Origin of the sequence: Collinsella aerofaciens (assembly GCF_015554145.1) — a bacterium.
GTDB classification, from domain to species: Bacteria; Actinomycetota; Coriobacteriia; order Coriobacteriales; family Coriobacteriaceae; genus Collinsella; species Collinsella aerofaciens_AA.
Genome location: NZ_JADNHZ010000002.1, coordinates 1 through 16,914, shown reverse-complemented (window position 1 = coordinate 16,914; position 16,914 = coordinate 1). Strand labels below are relative to the sequence as shown.

Sequence of the window (16,914 nt, the reverse complement as noted above, 5' to 3'; positions counted from 1 at the left end):
CGCGATCACATGAGACCGCTAAACACGAATGATGTCCGGGCGAACTGCGAAGCAGGAAGTGATGCCGCGCATATAAACGAGGAGCGCACGACCTACAACGTTTATTGTGACGAAAGCTGCGTCACATCTTCTCTTGCAGACGATTTTATGGCCATAGGAGGCATCATGTGCCCCTTGGACCAAAAGAGAGAGATTGTAAGGACGGTTGACCGACTCAGGGCCTATTACAACGTGCAGGGAGAATTCGGGTGGAAAACGGTGTGCCCGTCCAGACTTTCCTTCTTTCAGGCTTTGGTTGACCTGTTCTTCTCAAACTCCGAGCTGAGATTCCGCGCAGTCGTTGTCAGTAGGCGCGAGACAAACTTCGATGATACTGAGGAAATGTTTCAGAAGGTCTACTACCAGGTATTTAACAACTGGCTTGACAGGAGAGACTCATACCGCCTATTTATCGATCGCCGCATTGACGAACGTGACCGAGTGGACACATTGAGGAGGTGCCTGATCGACACATTCCAATTTGGCAACTCGGTAAAATTTGTCGAAGAAGTCGAGTCACATGAGAACGACCTCATACAGCTCGCAGACTTATTCATCGGAGCCCTTGCCGCCTCAAGGAATGGACACCTGCAGCTCGAAGGGTCAAGTGCCGCAAAATTGCAAATATGCCGAGACATCTGTCGAAATTTAAATACAAGTACCCTCGCGAGCTATGAGACATGGCCTTCCGAGCAGAAGTTCAACGTGTTCCACTTTCGTGGACGAAGGAATATGTGATGCGAACAGGATACTCACTCGACCGCGACGGGCATCTCGACCTTGGGCCCTGCTACCAAGGCCTTACATGCGATATGCTGCGCGCGTCACATCTCTCAAGAGAATACTATGACGACAATCTGCTGGACCTTGTTGCATGGGATGGGTTCCCCGTGACAAACATGCAATACGAGTCGACATGGCTACATCTCGTCTCAAAGCACGGGAAGAGCAGAGAGCAATTCAACCCATTGGTCAATCTTGATCTCAACAGGGTTGTGAGGCTTCCGGTCCTAAAAGCAACAGTGGAGGGCAGGGTGCCCGCCAACGTTTACCTTCAAAGGCAAAGGGGCCGCGAAGACAAAGTTCAAGTTGTCGCATCCGGAATCGATCAAGACTATGTCGTTATCCTCGGCGTAACGAAAAAGGGCTATGTCCTCAGAACAGCCTATCCAGGGGACAAAAAATATTCCTGCAAGATTAGCGAAAGAGGAGAGCTGGTGGAGAAAATCCGCCCATAAAAAAGGCCCCGGATTTCGGCTCCGAGGCTGGCCACGTCCTGAGCTTTAAGCAAAGGGCTACCCATATTATGCCGCATTGCAACAAAATGTAAACCGAACACGTTATGGAGATTGGAGACCTTAAACGAAAAGAAACCCCACCGCGCACGGCTGGAACCTTGGCGCGTTGGGGTGATAGCAAGGATGCCGGAGTAACACGGAGATACCTCCGGGCAACCTTGGAACATTATATGACACGCAAGCAGAGGCGCCGCGCGTGGGGCTCAATCACCGAGGCCAAGCGTGGCAAGAAATACATCCTCCGATGGCAGTAGAACACGCCGTGCGGACGCAAACGTAAGACCAAGACGGTGTACGGCACCTATCGCGAGGCATGCGCCGAACTCGACCGCATCCACGTCGAGCGTGCCGATGACAAGCCGGTGCCGACCATCGCCCAGGCATACGGCACATGGCTCGAGCCGACCATGGCGGCGCAGGTCGCCGTGGGCAAGCTCACGCTGAACACCCGCAGCCTCGTCTCAAGGTCGTGGACAAACTATGTCGGCCCCGCGTGGGGCTCGATGCCGGTCGACCAACTGCGCCCCATGCACCTGCAGGAATGGCTCCTGACTCTCCCCGCAGCAACGGCAGACACTGCCCTACTCACCTTGCGCAAGATTTACGGCACCGTGTCGGGCTTTGTCGTGCTGCCCATCGACCCGTTTGCCGCCACCGTGAAATACACCATGCCCACGCGCAAGACGCGCGAGCGCTCCAAGCGCCTGTACGCGCTCGCCGAGGCAAAGGGCATTCTGGGGCGGCTACACGGGACCTCGCTCGAGGCGCCGTTCATCATGGCGTGCTTTGGATCGTGTCGCTCGGGCGAGTCGCTGGGCATCCGTACCGATGAGGTCTTGCCATTCGCGGCAGGATCAACAACGCTCGCAACGGTCGACCTCGTGCGCCAGATGGAGCAAGCGGGCATCGAGTCCACGGCGGACGGCGTACTCAAGACGCGGAAGTCCATACGCACCGTCGTGGTGCTGCCGGATGCCGCCGGGCGCCTGCTCGAAATTGCAGGCGAGCGCCGCGCGGCAGGCTCCGAGTGGCTAGCAGATTGCGGGGACGGGCTGCCCATGAACCGAGGGATGTGCAATCATAGATGGAAGAAATGGTGCGAGGCCGAGGGCATCGAGCACATCCCATGGTCGAATCTCCGCAACTCGTGGCGAACCATCTGCGTGATGGAGCTGCACATGCCCTGGGACCTCATGGAGATGCTCATGGGCCACTCCCTGCCGGGTGTGTCGGGGCGACACTATATTCGCTCCTCCCGTGAGCAGGTAGCGCGTTCCGTTTGCGACGCGCTTGGGATAAATTGGGATATTTCCCAACAAACCAGCAGGTAAAACGGGCGCAGTTAATAGTGGCAGATCAAGACAAACCCTCCGGCGGATTTTGAATGTCTCGATCTGTAACAGTAAGAGGGGTTTTGGGGCCCAAGATGTTACAGATCGAGATTGAAGTCGGGGAGGGACCCCTATGTCTCGATCTGTAACATCTAGGCCCGGATTTCGCCTCCACCTGTTACAGATTGAGATGTTTCTATCCGCCCATGCCTGCGACCTGCCAAATCGTTAAACCCCGTGGTAAACTTGACCGGACTGTTAATATCCCGAAAGGTACCCGTAATGTCCAAGTACATCTCCGAGCTCATGTCGCCGCAGCTTATGGGCGTCGTCTATGCCTTCGTTGGCTTTATCATCGCCCTGTATGTGCTGTCGGTCGTCTATGTGTTCATCGATGCCCGCCGCCGCGGCGCCAGCGCCTACGTGGCATGGGGCATCATCGCCCTCATCCCGTTTGTGGGCCTCATTGCCTACCTGGTCCTGCGCCCGCACTCCTACGCGTCCGACCGCGAGGAGCAGGAGCTGGACATGGCCCTGCGTGAGCGCCAGCTTGCCCAGTATGGCACCTGCCCGCAGTGCGGCGCGCCCATCGAGAAGGACTTCGTTGTCTGCCCGGTGTGCGACACCCAGGTTCGCAACGTATGCCCCAGCTGCCATCGCCCGCTCGATGCGCACTGGAAGGTCTGCCCCTACTGCCGAACTCGCATCCAGTAACGCATCCATCGTCGGGTCGGCCGCAAGCCACGGGCGCCGCAAGCCACGCGCGCCCCACACTCCGCCCCCACACGATGAAGCATGCGTAGAAAATCGCCCGCCGTGCCATTAAGGTGCGGCGGGCGCTTGTATACCAAGGCAACCTGCCTATAATGATGCAAGTTAAAACGCCGAGCGCATCGCACGCACTTGCATCAGGCATCCGAGAGGAGAAAACATACCCATGAAGGCACTCTACAATGACGGTTCGGTGGCCGAGCTCCCGCAGGACGAGGTCACGCACGTCATCCGCCACTCCGCCGCGCACATCATGGCGCAGGCCATCAAGCGCCTGTACCCCGAGGCCGACTTTGCCTACGGTCCCGCGACCGACAACGGCTTCTACTACGACGTCGACCTGCCCGAGGGCGTCAAGATCAGCGAGGACGACTTCCCCGCGATCGAGGCCGAGATGAAGAAGATCGTCAAGGAGAACCTCAAGTTCTCCGTGTACGAGAAGCCCCGCGCCGAGGCCATCGCCCTTATGGAGGAGCGCGGCGAGAAGTACAAGGTCGAGCACATCGGCGACCTGGACGACGACGCCCGTATCACCTTCTACCAGCAGGGCGACTACATCGACATGTGCGTCGGCCCCCACATCTGCTACACCAAGGCCCTTAAGGCCTTTAAGCTCACCGGCGTCTCGGGCGCCTACTGGAAGGGCGATAAGGACAACAAGATGCTCACCCGCATCAACGGCGTCGCCTTTGCCACCAAGGAAGAGCTCGACGAGCACATGCACATGCTGGAGGAGGCCAAGAAGCGCGACCACCGCAAGATCGGCCGCGAGATGGACCTCTTTATGATGCGCGACGAGGCCCCCGGCTTCCCGTTCTTCCTGCCTAACGGCATGATCCTTAAGAATACGCTGCTGGACTACTGGCGCGAGATTCACCACAAGGCCGGCTACGTGGAGATCTCCACGCCAATCATCATGAACAAGCAGCTGTGGAAGACCTCGGGCCACTGGGACCACTACAAGGACAACATGTACTCCACCGTCATCGACGACGAAGAGTACTGCATTAAGCCCATGAACTGCCCGGGCGGCGTGCTGGTGTACGCCTCCAAGCCGCACTCCTACCGCGAGCTGCCCATTCGCGCCGGCGAGATTGGCCTGGTGCACCGCCACGAGCTGCGCGGCGCCCTGCACGGTCTGTTCCGCGTGCGCTGCTTTAACCAGGACGATGCCCACCTGTTTGTGCGTCCCGACCAGCTGACCGACGAGATCGTGGGCGTGGTCAACCTCATCGACTCCGTGTACCAGAAGTTTGGCTTTAAGTACCACGTTGAGCTTTCCACCCGCCCCGAGGACTCCATGGGTTCCGACGAGGACTGGGCGCGCGCCGAGGAGGGCCTGCGTACCGCTCTGGAGAAGCTGGGCATGGACTACGAAGTCAACGAGGGCGACGGTGCCTTCTACGGCCCCAAGATCGACTTCCACCTGGAGGACTCGCTCGGCCGTACCTGGCAGTGCGGTACCGTGCAGCTCGACTTCCAGATGCCGCTCAACTTTGACCTGGAGTATGTGGACGCCGACGGTTCCAAGAAGCGCCCCATCATGCTGCATCGCGTGTGCTTTGGCTCCATCGAGCGCTTCATTGGTATTCTGATTGAGCACTTTGCGGGCAAGTTCCCCACCTGGCTGGCTCCGGTGCAGGTCAAGGCGCTTCCCGTCTCTGAGAAGAGCCGCGACTACGCCCACGAGGTGTGCGCCAAGCTGGAGGAGGCCGGCATTCGCGTGGTCTGCGACGACCGCGACGAGAAGATCGGCTACAAGATCCGCGAGGCCCGCAGTATCGACCGCGTGCCCTACATGCTCATCCTGGGCGAGAAGGAGGTCGAGGCCGGCAACATCTCCGTCCGCGATCGCTCCAACGAGACCGTTCAGATGAGCGTTGATGAGTTTGTTGCGAAGGTGACCGAGGAGATCAAGACTCGCGCCTAAGGCAAACTTCACAACAATTAACAAAGGCGACCGTCCACAGAGGGCGGTCGCCTTTTTCATGACGAAATAAGAAAAGCCGCTGGTTGAGCGGCTTTTTTTGTTGCACAAAAAGGTACAGGTTTTTGTAGAGGGGTATGGAGATGTATCTACCGGCAGGACATTTTGCGTAATCTGGGCAATCTTTGATTAATTGCTCCTATAATTGCCTATGTCGAAAGATACAAAAACCTGTACTTTTGCGACTGCGCCTAGCTGCGAGCGAGAAGCCTGTTCTAAACGCCCCTGCATTTGCGTGCATCGCAAAGCAAAAAGAGGGGGCGAGAGATGGAACAGACAATGCGGCGCCAAGAGCAGCTGCCTGGCGCATTTAACGGCGCCACCACCAACAGCCAGCACGGCCGCGTCCGCTGGTATCTGGTCCACACCCCCAACGGTAAAGAGCGTGAGACCTGCGAAAAGGTCCGTTGCATTATCCCACACGAGCTTATGCAGGACGCTTTTGTGATGCAAAAGGAGTTCTGGTTTAAGCGGGACGGCGCATGGTCGCTCCAAACCAAACCTATGTACAAGGAATACTTCTTCGTCGCCACGCACGATGCCGCTGCGCTCGATAGGGCCCTGGCCCAGTTGAGCTTTGGCTGCCGTATCGCCGGCAGTAGGGAGCGGGCGTACATGCCCATGCCGGACGATGCGCAGGACTGGTATCGCAGCGTGCTGGACGACGACGGCGTGGTGCGCAACAGTGTCGCGCGCATAGAAGACGGCGTGTTGCACATAGAACAGGGGCCCTTGGTGGGGCAAGAGACCCGTGTAAAGAAGATAGACCGTCATAAGCGCTGGTGCCTGGTAGACGTGGGCGAGGGTGACTCCACATTTAGGGAGCTGCTTCCGCTAGACGTGCCCAGCAAAACGTAAGGGAGACGTTGCGCCGGCAAATTACTTGATTTTGGATTCATAGATGGGGGGGGGGTTCCTGGGGACAGGAACGTAAGTTTGACTGTGGCTGCTAAAGAAGTAACAGAGAGCTGTGTATCTGTGGAGGATGCACTGGCTATTAAAGAGATTAAACCGAGCGGTACGCTTGGCTACCGCTTATTTAAGAGGCTGTTTGACCTTGTATTCAGTCTTTTGATGAGTGTATTGCTGCTTATCCCCATCGCCATCGTGTGCGCGCTCATTTGCCTTGAGTCGCCTGGCAACCCTATGTATACGCAAGAGCGCGTTGGCAAGGGCGGAAAAACAATCAAGATTTTAAAGCTTCGTAGCATGGTTGCCGATGCGGGTGATGTGCAGAAGTATTTAAGTCCTGAGCAGCTACATCAGTGGGAAGTCGAACGCAAAGTCAACGATGATCCCCGCATTACCAAGATTGGTCAATTCATTCGTAAATGCTCCATCGATGAGATGCCTCAGTTTCTCAATGTGCTGAACGGCGATCTTTCAGTCATTGGTCCCCGTCCCATTACAAGGGATGAGCTTGAACAGCATTTTTCGGATGAAGAAAAGGCTGAGCTGCTCTCAGTTCAGCCTGGAATTACTGGACTTTGGCAAGCGACTGATCGTAATGAAGCGACCTTTGAGAGTGGTCTGAGGCAAAAGATAGAACTTCGCTACGTTCAGAACCGCTGCTTCCGCATGGATTTGAAGTGCTTTACCGGCACCTTCGGTGCCATGTTCGGCAAGAAGAGAACGGGGCGATAGATGCAGACAAACCTTACTTCTTCTTATAGTGTGTTGATGAGCATTTACAAAAAAGAAAATCCTGCCTATTTAATTCAGGCTTTAGACAGCGTGCTGAATCAAACGGTTTCTCCTGCTGAGATCGTCATGGTCAAGGATGGTCCGCTTACGCATGAGCTTGAAGATGTGCTCCAAGATTATGACTCCCTGCATCCTGGACTGTTCAATTTTGTTTCGTATGAAAAAAACCATGGACTTGGGTATGCATTGCGCCAAGGCATGCTTGCTTGCTCTAACGAAATTGTTGCACGCATGGACACTGATGATATAGCTCGTCCGGATCGTATGGAGAAACAGCTTGCCGCTATTGATGGCGGGCTCGATATGGTCGGAAGCGATGTTATCGAATTCGTCACGTCTCCCAATGAACCTGTTGCGGCCACGGACCTTCCCAAGGGCATCGATGCTATACGTTCTTATTCCAAAAGGCGAAATCCCTTCCGTCATCCTCCCATGACGTTTAAAAAGTCGAAAGTTATGGAGGCTGGTAACTACAGTTCCGACTTTCTCTACTTTGAGGATTGGGATCTTTTTAACAGGATGCTCGCATGTGGCTGCAAGGCGGATAACCTGAAGGAACCGCTTGTTGCGATGCGCGTTAGTGAGGATTTCTATGCTCGTAGGGGCGGCTCGCAGTATCTTAAGTACGCTAAAGCATTTAAGCAGGCTCAAGTTGAGCGTGGCTATTTCACAAAACGTGATTATATCTGTTCTTATTTGCCGCATGCCGTTGTCTGTCTGATGCCAAATTCCGTTAGAGCGTTGATATATCGTCATTTTCTCAGGAGGTCCTAGATATATGGCTTCTGATATTGATAAGCCTCTGGTTAGTGTCATTGTCCCCGTGTACAACGTGGGTATGTTCGCGCTTCCTTGCGTAAACTCATTGCTTGGTCAGACTTATTCGAATATCGAATATATTATCGTAGATGATGGATGTACTGATAATACTATCGACCTTATTGAAGATGCCGTTGGGTCAGACACGCGATTTAAGATTTTGCATAAGGAGAACGGCGGTCTTTCTTCTGCGCGTAACTTTGGTACTCAAAGGTGCCACGGTGATTATGTCATGTATGTTGATGGGGACGATTTGATCGATTCGCGAACTGTTGAGTTGATGGTCGAAGCGGCTGACAAGTATCAAGTTCCGCTCGTTATCGGCTCCTTTGCGAAGACGCCTGTCCTTGATAACTATAAGATAGGTCAGAATGTAGAATTCCATGTTGAATCTGGAATTGAGCATTTTCGAAAACTTCTTTTATTAACCGGTGAGAGTGGTTCTGCTTGCGGAAAGCTCTTTGAACGATCTCTTATTAGCGACCTTGTCTTTCCTGAGGGGCAGCTCTTCGAAGACATGGGTGTAATTGCTAACATTTGTTCCAAAGTTCAAAAGGTTGCATTCTCTGATGCGTGCTTCTATGCATACGTGACGAGACCTGGCTCCATTACGACGCTCAAGAACCAGGGTTCCAAGCATGCTAAAGACATGGACAGGGCTATTGAGACCGTTCGACAATTTGCCGAGCCTGAATTTCAGGGCGAGTTTGAGTGCTTCCAGTCATTCTGTACGCTCCGCGTTGCAATGAGGGTTGATCCGGACGGATTTGATGATAAGGCTGAGGCCCAGAATTATTTGAGGAATGCTCGAGGGCTTGCTTGGAGGGCATCGAAGAACCCATATGCTTGTTCAAAATGGAGACTGCGTTGTGCTCTCTTTTCTATCTCTCCTAGGGTTCATAACGCTTTCTATGCGTTATATGCTGCAATTTCTGGTAAGGCAATCGGGTAACTCCTATAATCAAAGGTTGATAAGATGATTTTTTCGACTAGCGCGCATTTGTTTAACGTTACTGAATGCCACGGCGGCTTTTTGTATAACATTTACTTTCAAGATGGTTTTAACTGTTATGTTGGTGTTTTCGACACGGTTTCAACCGGAGGAAAATCAACAGTTTACAAACGATATACAAAGCAGGTGTAGAGATGCCAATCTACTTCATTGCCTTTGTGTCCCATATTGTATTGCTATATTTTTCGGTAAAGATAACTAATAAGCACGTCAGTTTTCTTCTTGCGGTTATTTCGGTTCTCCCCCTTTCCTTGGTGGCGGGGTTGCGTGATGCATCTGTCGGTACCGATACCTCGGCATATCCCCTCAGGTGTTTTTATGCCTCGCAGTATTATTCGCTCACAGGTGCTATGGGTGCTTGCTCAGATCAAGAGCCGCTATTCGTGATTCTCTTCTGGATTCTGGGAAGACTGACTGGTGATTTCCACGCTGTTCTTTTTCTTTGTGAAGCCATCGTTCTCCTTCCCTATATTTTAGTTGTTAGAAAGTTGTATCCTCGCGGGTATCCTATCGTAGGTTTCTTTCTTTGTTTCGTTGTGTTTGGTTATACGTTAAACATAATTAGGCAATGTATTGCTACTAGTATGCTCGTCATGATGGTCTATGAGCTGTTCCGCGAGAAACGCGGCCCCGCTATTGTTTTTTTGTTTCTTGCAGTTGGCTTTCACAAGATGTCTATCATGGGACTTTTTATTTGGATTATTTATATTTCATGCTTCAACCGCGGGCGCGAACGTTCGTATAAGACCGTTGCACTTCTTGCATGCGTTGGCGTTATCATTTTTTCTATTTGTGTGATTATGATTGGCCCGGATGTAATGGAGCTCGTATCTCTATTTACGTCGTCATATAGCTTTCAGATCAAACACGCTGGAATGGGCTCATTTAATACCACAATGCTTATTTATTTTCTATTTTGCCTTGCTATATGGATGTTAGGCAGCAAGGGTTTGATCACGAGCTTCGATCGATGGACGCTTAATTTCTATACGAGCAGCGGCATAATTTCTTCCCTATTCGCTCAACTTGCGAGCATCAGTCCTGAGCTAATTCGACTGAGTTTCCCTTTTCTTTTCATTTCAGGTTTTGTTTACCCCTTTTTGTCTGAAAACCTTGGCAGAGAGCGGTTTCTAACTGGGGCACTGGGTGTTTTATTTTTCGTGTTTTATTTTGTCATTACGTTTGTATATGGCGGCAGTTGCGATCTTTTTCCGTATTCGTCGGCACTATTAGGAGTTATTTATGCATGACGAAACGCCTGACATCAGTATTGTTGTACCGGTATATAACACCGAGCGTTTTCTCCCCGCTTGTCTGGAATCTATTGATATTCAAGGAACCGGCTCTTTTGAGGTGATTCTTGTGGATGATGGTTCCACCGATGGATCTCCTGAGATCTGCGATGCTTATTGCAACAAGCGCGAGAGAGCTTTCGTTATTCACAAGGACAACGAAGGTCTTCTCGCTGCACGACGAGACGGTCTTCGCGAGGCAAGTGGGCGTTATATTCTTTCGCTCGACTCCGATGACGCTCTTCTTGAAGGTTGCATTAAAAAGGTATGCGATGTAATTGCCTCGACTGGTGCTGATATCATTTCATTTGATTTCACTATGGGATTGATGCCTATAAAACCCTCGTTAAAAGTTGATATCTGTTCTGGTATGCATACGGGTGAATCATTTAATGCTGTTAAAAGCCTGTTGTGCGGATGCGATTTCAATAGTGTTTGGAATAAGGTCATTCGGAGAGATTTATTTGCCAGTGACGAGTGGTACTCGAAACGAGTTGGCCTTATGCACGGTGAGGATCTTTGCCAACTTCTTCCTGTTTTCGATATTGCAAAGAGTTTATTTCACATTGACGAACCGCTTTACTACTATCGTCAGCATGACGCTAATAGTACGAAGCAGTTTAAAGAAGATCAGATAACTGATTGGAGCTTTGTAAGCGACGAATTGATTCGCTATGCGAGTGAATGGTCGAGCGATTCAGTCAAAAATGCCAATAGGGGTATCTGTCGACACTATTGTGATCTTGATGAAGTTCTTTGGCATTGTGAAGTGGATAAAGAGGTGAAAAGACAATTTGATAAAACAATTAAAAGCGAGTATCAGAGGCGAATCAGCAATTGTCCGGACTATATTCATAGTCTTGTTTTGTCAAATTGCAGTATCGTTTCTTTTGCTGCTCGGCACATACTAAGCAGCTTTAAATACCTCCGTCGTCTCTTTCTATAATGCAGGTCATTATTGCTTTTTACTAATATCTTTAGATGGAGCATTATTATGCTTGACCAAGCCTGTCCTTAGCTTTCGACTAAGAGCGAGCATTTACGATTGAACCGACATAGAGGACTTGGTTCTGTCGTGCAGTGTATTCATTCCTAGGGCTTTAGTTATTTCGGTTGATGCTTAGAAGCTGGTCTTTGCACTTTTTCAAAGAAGATCTCCAACGTCCCCATGTTCTGGGTGAGGCCATAGACGCTTACGTTTGTGATTTATTGTTTGTAGCCTATTCCTCTATGGGGTGCTGTCTGCGATTGGTCTTGTTGATTGCATGATAGGGCATCATGACTAAAATGTCCGAATCGATGGAAACGCATCTTTATTCGACTTTAAAGATGGGAGGAGTCAATTGTTGCAGATTCTTAATTCAATTAAGAAAGTCATAAAACTTTTACTTTCAAGCCCTATTTATGATGGTTTACTCAGGTTAAGTCGTCGTTCCGATGCTATAACCTATGCGTCTAAGGCGAAGCTGAGTATGGTTTCCCAGAGACCGTCCAATATGTTCATGCCGATTGTTTTTAAGGAAAGCGTATCTTACGACATTTCTATTATTGTGCCTGTGTATAACGTTGAGAAATACCTCAAACCCTGTCTAGGCTCCATTGTGACTCAGGAGTTTTCTGGCAAGTTTGAGGTTATTATTGTCGATGATGGGTCTAAAGACGATTCTGGTGCTATAGCCGATTCGTATGGATTAATGCCCAATGTTCTTGTAATTCACCAGGTAAACGGCGGTCTTTCCGCAGCGCGCAATGCGGGTCTTAGGGTTTCTCGCGGTAAGTACATCATGTTCGTGGATTCTGATGACATGATCGGGCCAGGGTATCTTGAGGCTATGTGGAGCAGGCTCGTTCAAACATCTGCGGATTTCGTTACATCGACTTTTAGATATATGTCTGATGATGGTTTGATTGGCGAGATAGAGAACGATAGAGCTAGTTGGATGGTGCCGTGGGGCAGACTATATCGTCGTGAAGTCTGGAATCGACTAGGTTTTCCCGTAGGCGCATGGTATGAAGATCTGATTCATCCGTTATGGATTGATTCTTTCTTCAAGGATGAGCCTTGTTATGATTTGAGCGGCTATTATTACCGAATCCGTCCTGGATCCATTATGCAGTCTACCCCTACTAATGTTAAGGGCCTTGATTCGTATTGGGTTCTCGATGAATTGATTTCTTATCGTTCGGAGCTTGGAATTTCTTACTCTCAGGAAGACTTCGATCGTATTCTTCCTCTGTTCGGGCCGCTTTTGCTTGGGAGAACCGTTACCTTGGACAACAGCGCGCGTAAAACAATGTTTGCTTGTTGTTGCGACACGTTTAATTCAATTGATGATTTTAAGACGAAGAACACATCGTTAAACGGCAGATGGAGGGATATCGAGAGATCTCTTCGTTCTTCGGATTATAACCGTTATCTTCTCGCTTCTCTTGCCCTTGCGGCGCAGGGGGGTTCTGGGCTTAGTGTTTCAGATGCAATTAATATTTGGGTGAACAGGAACAGATAAATAATGAAAATCGGAACGATTACTTTTCACGGCGCATTGAACTTCGGGTCTGCGCTTCAGTCTCATGCGCTTCAAGTGGTTTTGGAAAATATGGGACATGAAGTGCAAATTATCGACTACCGTTCTCACGATTATGAACAGTATAAGCTGCTTCAGCTCCGGCATCCAAAGGCAACGCTGCGAACATTGCGCTGTTTAAATAGGTATTTGTCAAGAAAGACTGCATTCGAGGATTTTTCAAATAAATATTTCGTCATGACGAAGAAGTCTTATCGCTGGCAAAATGAAGAGGAGATGTGCGAGCTTGCGGATCAGTTTGATTGCTTTATTTGTGGTAGCGATCAAATATGGAATCTCGATTGTACACAAGGTGTTGTTGGCCCCTATTTCCTTTCATTCGCTGGAGATAGACGTCGAGTCGCTTACGCTCCCAGTCTTGCGCACACTAACTTTAGACCTGAGAATTTTGATGAACAGCTTGTATCCGAGTTGCTCTCAAGGTTTGATTTCCTGTCTGTTCGCGAGGAGGAGACGGTTCCGTTATTTCAGACCCTTGTCGATGCGCCTATAGATGTTGTCTTAGATCCCACACTTTTGTTGGATTCTGACGACTACGCAGATATGGCATCTAAAGATGTTTTGCAGGGTGAATATATATTTATGTATCTACTACGCGAGTGCCCCGAACTTATTGAGAGCACCGTCGCGATGACGGAAGCAACGGGCATGAAGGTTGCTTACATATCTGATAAAAACCTAGATATCCCAAATTCTATTAACCTGTTTGGTGTTGGCCCTGAGGAGTTCGTCTCGCTTATTGCGCACGCAAGCCTTATTCTTACCAATTCCTTTCATGCAACTGTATTCTCAGTTCTCTTTCATAGGCCCTTCCGCGTATATGCGACTGATAAGTCTGGTGCGCGTATGCGCGACTTGCTGAGTAATATCGGGCTGTCTGACCGTTGCGTCGATGTTATGTGCGCCGACGATATTGCCCCTTGTGAGTGGAGTGACGTGGACTCTCGCCTGGATTCTCTGCGGGAGCATTCCTGCGCTTATCTTAGAAAGGCGCTTTCGTAATGGGGGAGACGCGTCGACTTATTAAGAACACTGGCATTATTGCGGTGGGCGGAATGGCAACCAAGCTTGTTTCGTTTCTTCTGCTGCCGCTCTATACCTCAGTTCTTTCCACTGGCGACTATGGTACCGTCGACTACATCAACACTATCGCCCTGTTCTGCGTTCCTGCTGTCTCCCTACTTATGGATGAAGCACTGTTTCGGTTCCTCATCGATTGTCGCACCGATGGTGATCGGTCTAAGGCCGTGACCGCGTCTTGCGCTGTTCTTCTTGCTGGCTGCGCGTGCTTTGCGGTCTTGGCGATTCTGGTCTGGTTGCTATTTATGCCAGAAAATCTTGGCTGGGTCGTGGGCCTTGTTGTCGCTGGCGCGCTTCTGCAGATGGCTTCTGCGGTCCTACGTGGTTTCGGGGATACCGTGGGTTACTCCGTCATGAATTTCACTGCGAGCGCTCTTACCATCGTGCTAAACGTTTTGTTTATCGCTGTTCTGCGTTGGGGCGTTGTGGGCATGCTTTCCGCCACGGTTATTGCGCAGGGCGGTGTTGCCCTCGTGTTCATGGTCATGCGGAAGCTCTGGCGCTATATCGATCCGTCGGCTTTCTCCATTTCCTATGCTCGAGAGCTCCTGCGGTATTCCTTTCCGCTCATTCCCAACAAGGTTTCCTGGACTATTAACAACCTGCTAGACAGGCTAATTATCATGAATACGCTCGGTGCTTCTGCCGCCGGCGTGTACGCCGTCTCTTACAAGTTCCCCGGTGTCATGGACCAGGTGTATGGCTTCTTCTATCAATCTTGGAAGGAGAGCTCGGCGCGCGTCCTCAACTCCGATGAGGACGAGTCGACTTTCTATAACTCTGTGTATCGTGCGCTAAGGCGTTTCATGATGAGCGTCGTTCTGCTTATGTCTGCGCTTATGCCCCTCGTGTACGGCATCCTGATTAAGGGTTCATTCGGTGAGGGCCTGCTGTATGTGCCGATATTGCTCCTGGCGACGTACTTCAGCAACATCTCCGGCTTTTACGGTGGCATCTTTACCGCACATAAGGAAACCGGAATTATGGGTACTACCACTGCGGTGTCTGCGGCCCTTTGCGCCGTTCTGTGTGTTGTGTTGATTCCGCACTTCGGTCTTTATGGTGCATCTGTTGCAACGCTCTTGGCGATGATCGTCGTGAATGAGTACCGCAGGATTAAGGTCGCTAAGTTTACGAAGCTTGTCGAAGACCGGGTTGAGCAGGTTTTAACTTTAGTTTCAATTGTCGGCGTATTCGTTTTCTATTATCTGTCCGCTTACGGTGCGGGCATCTTAAGCTCGATCGCCTGCCTGGCAATTGCGCTGGTTTTTTCCGTTTATATGAATGCCGATATCCTGCGTAAGATTGTTTCGGCTCGCAAATAGGGGGATAACTGCATGTCTACCGTGAAAAGGGGCGAAGTTCCCACACTGTTTGAGTCGCCATCGCATTGCTGCGGATGCGGGGCCTGTGCCGCTGGTTGCCCAAAAAGCGCCATCACCATGTCTGAGGGTAAGGATGGGTTTGTTCTTCCCGCAATTGATAGCGATCTCTGCATCGGCTGCGGCGCGTGCACGAGGGCGTGCGGCCTCAACCGGGGGATAGGCTCTAATTCCGCTGGACCGTTCTTTGCCGCTGCCGGTAGGGACGATGTCTCGGAGTCCGCTTCCGGCGGAGTTTTCGGCTCCGTTGCGCGTGAGCATATTTCTTCTGGCGGGGTCGTATACGGTGCTGCCTATGAGCGCGAGGGGAATACTCTTCGAGTGTTGCATCGTCGTGCTGTGAGTGTTGATGAGCTTCGCCCGCTTCTCAACTCAAAATATGTCCAGAGCGACGCTGGAGCTTGCTTTGCCGACGTGAAGGCGGACCTTCGTGATGGAAGGCGGGTCTTGTTCTGTGGAACGCCTTGCCAGGTCGCCGGCCTTAGGGGTTTCCTCGGGCGCGATTATGAGGGCCTTACAATTATTGACCTGGTCTGTCACGGTGTCCCTTCCGGCCGCATGTTCGCGGACTGCGTTGAGGGCTATGGCAAACAGCTTGGGTCTCCCGTGGTTGATTTCCGGTTTAGGTGCAAGCGCGAGGGGTGGGGTAACTCTCTCCTTCTTTTTCTTCTTCTTGAGGACGGAAGAGAGGTCACCATTCCTGCGGCGAAATCCCCCTACTACGACATGTTCCTGAACCTTAAGACGCTTCGCGATAGCTGCTATAGGTGTCCCTATGCAGGGAGATTTCGCGCCGGCGATCTTACTATCGGCGATTTTTGGGGCGTCGATGTAAACAGGCCCGACGTCCTGAAGGATGCCGAGAAGTTCAATCAAATGAAGGGCGTTTCCTGCCTGCTGGTGAATAACGACCGCGGCAGGGAGTTTATTGAATCCAGCAACGCTCTGGACTTGTACCCTGTCGAATTTGACGATATCGCTAAGGGCAACGATCAGCTCCGCCACCCGAGCGCTCTTCCAAAAGACAGACAGCTCTATATTGACGCATTTGTCGAAGGTGGTTGGCATTCCGTTGAGTGTATGTATAAAAGGCGAGAGCGTGGAATAATTTTCTATACCAAGAAATTAGTAAGAAGGCTTCTCCCTGAATCATGTCGGGAGATTGTCAAAATGTATTTAAAGGGTCTTGTAGGCTAGGTAAGGACCCACGCCTGGGCGGGCCCCCCGTTGGGCTCGTAGAGCCATACCGTGTTGCCCTCCGAGGTACGCTGCCCCCGGTCGTCCAGCGCCAGCCCGGAGGCGGACGTGAACGAGTGGCGGCCTCCGCCCAGGGCCGAGACGCGCCACAGCTGCGAGGCGGAGCCGTCCGCCTCGGCCAGCACCGCCCGGTTGCCCGACTCGGTCAGCAGGAGGCCGCCCGAGGAGATCCTGTAGAGGCCCGTCGCCCCGTCGCGCTCGAGGTAGAGGGCGCCCGCGTCCGAGGACAGCGAGCAGCCCGATGCGGAGGCCGACACGGCCATCCGGTCGTCGAGGGCGGTCGCGAGGCGGTAGGGGCCGTCGTCGACCGTGCGGGGGATCGCGGGGTCCGCGAGCAGCCACGCCTGGGCGGGCCCC

Annotated in this window: 16 protein-coding genes; 15 read left to right on the top strand and 1 reads right to left on the bottom strand. The window is 51.6% G+C overall.

Annotated elements, in window-relative coordinates; all coding sequences use genetic code 11:
* The first annotated feature begins 9 nt into the window (after window positions 1–9).
* The 15 genes from I2E13_RS00945 (at window position 10) to I2E13_RS00875 (ending at window position 16,497) form a co-directional block, all read left to right on the top strand.
* Window positions 10–777 (top strand): DUF3800 domain-containing protein, encoded by a 768-nt coding sequence (locus I2E13_RS00945; protein ID WP_195403930.1) that lies wholly within the window; start codon window positions 10–12, stop codon window positions 775–777.
* Entirely contained in the window at window positions 777–1,277 is a 501-nt protein-coding gene (locus I2E13_RS00940) for a hypothetical protein (RefSeq protein ID WP_195403929.1), read from the top strand. The genes I2E13_RS00945 and I2E13_RS00940 overlap by 1 nt, the downstream gene beginning before the upstream one ends.
* 350 nt (window positions 1,278–1,627) lie before the next feature.
* Window positions 1,628–2,668: a site-specific integrase gene (locus tag I2E13_RS00935; RefSeq protein ID WP_195403928.1), complete on the top strand. Its 1,041-nt coding sequence runs from the start codon at window positions 1,628–1,630 to the stop codon at window positions 2,666–2,668.
* Between the two features lie 282 nt (window positions 2,669–2,950).
* The gene (locus I2E13_RS00930) at window positions 2,951–3,382 is read left to right on the top strand and encodes a double zinc ribbon domain-containing protein (protein WP_055251579.1); all 432 of its coding nucleotides are present in this window, start codon (window positions 2,951–2,953) and stop codon (window positions 3,380–3,382) included.
* A gap of 223 nt (window positions 3,383–3,605) precedes the next feature.
* Complete coding sequence (gene thrS / locus I2E13_RS00925) at window positions 3,606–5,369, top strand: threonine--tRNA ligase (protein ID WP_195403927.1); 1,764 nt, start codon at window positions 3,606–3,608, stop codon at window positions 5,367–5,369.
* A 324-nt stretch (window positions 5,370–5,693) separates the two neighbouring features.
* Window positions 5,694–6,284 carry a hypothetical protein gene (locus I2E13_RS00920; protein WP_195403926.1) on the top strand — a complete coding sequence of 197 codons (591 nt, stop codon included), beginning with the start codon at window positions 5,694–5,696 and terminating at the stop codon, window positions 6,282–6,284.
* An 84-nt stretch (window positions 6,285–6,368) separates the two neighbouring features.
* Complete coding sequence (locus tag I2E13_RS00915) at window positions 6,369–7,070, top strand: sugar transferase (RefSeq protein ID WP_271817556.1); 702 nt, start codon at window positions 6,369–6,371, stop codon at window positions 7,068–7,070.
* Complete coding sequence (locus tag I2E13_RS00910) at window positions 7,071–7,904, top strand: glycosyltransferase (RefSeq protein WP_195403925.1); 834 nt, start codon at window positions 7,071–7,073, stop codon at window positions 7,902–7,904. It abuts the gene before it with no gap.
* A gap of 4 nt (window positions 7,905–7,908) precedes the next feature.
* Window positions 7,909–8,901 (top strand): glycosyltransferase family 2 protein, encoded by a 993-nt coding sequence (locus tag I2E13_RS00905; RefSeq protein ID WP_117798192.1) that lies wholly within the window; start codon window positions 7,909–7,911, stop codon window positions 8,899–8,901.
* A gap of 194 nt (window positions 8,902–9,095) precedes the next feature.
* On the top strand, window positions 9,096–10,211 hold the full coding sequence (locus I2E13_RS00900) for an EpsG family protein (RefSeq protein ID WP_195403924.1): 1,116 nt from the start codon (window positions 9,096–9,098) through the stop codon (window positions 10,209–10,211).
* Complete coding sequence (locus tag I2E13_RS00895; RefSeq protein ID WP_195403923.1) at window positions 10,204–11,199, top strand: glycosyltransferase family 2 protein; 996 nt, start codon at window positions 10,204–10,206, stop codon at window positions 11,197–11,199. Before I2E13_RS00900 ends, I2E13_RS00895 begins: the two co-directional genes overlap by 8 nt.
* A gap of 400 nt (window positions 11,200–11,599) precedes the next feature.
* Window positions 11,600–12,760: a glycosyltransferase family 2 protein gene (locus I2E13_RS00890; protein WP_195403922.1), complete on the top strand. Its 1,161-nt coding sequence runs from the start codon at window positions 11,600–11,602 to the stop codon at window positions 12,758–12,760.
* A 3-nt stretch (window positions 12,761–12,763) separates the two neighbouring features.
* Window positions 12,764–13,840 carry a polysaccharide pyruvyl transferase family protein gene (locus I2E13_RS00885; protein ID WP_195403921.1) on the top strand — a complete coding sequence of 359 codons (1,077 nt, stop codon included), beginning with the start codon at window positions 12,764–12,766 and terminating at the stop codon, window positions 13,838–13,840.
* Entirely contained in the window at window positions 13,840–15,243 is a 1,404-nt protein-coding gene (locus I2E13_RS00880; protein WP_195403920.1) for a lipopolysaccharide biosynthesis protein, read from the top strand. The genes I2E13_RS00885 and I2E13_RS00880 overlap by 1 nt, the downstream gene beginning before the upstream one ends.
* Before the next feature lie 12 nt (window positions 15,244–15,255).
* Entirely contained in the window at window positions 15,256–16,497 is a 1,242-nt protein-coding gene (locus I2E13_RS00875) for a Coenzyme F420 hydrogenase/dehydrogenase, beta subunit C-terminal domain (RefSeq protein WP_195403919.1), read from the top strand.
* Here I2E13_RS00875 and I2E13_RS00870 read toward each other — a convergent pair.
* Window positions 16,494–16,914, bottom strand: a 421-nt coding sequence (locus I2E13_RS00870) for an RICIN domain-containing protein (RefSeq protein ID WP_195403918.1), incomplete at its 5' end; no start/stop codon positions are given. The two genes, I2E13_RS00875 and I2E13_RS00870, sit on opposite strands and share 4 nt — an antisense overlap.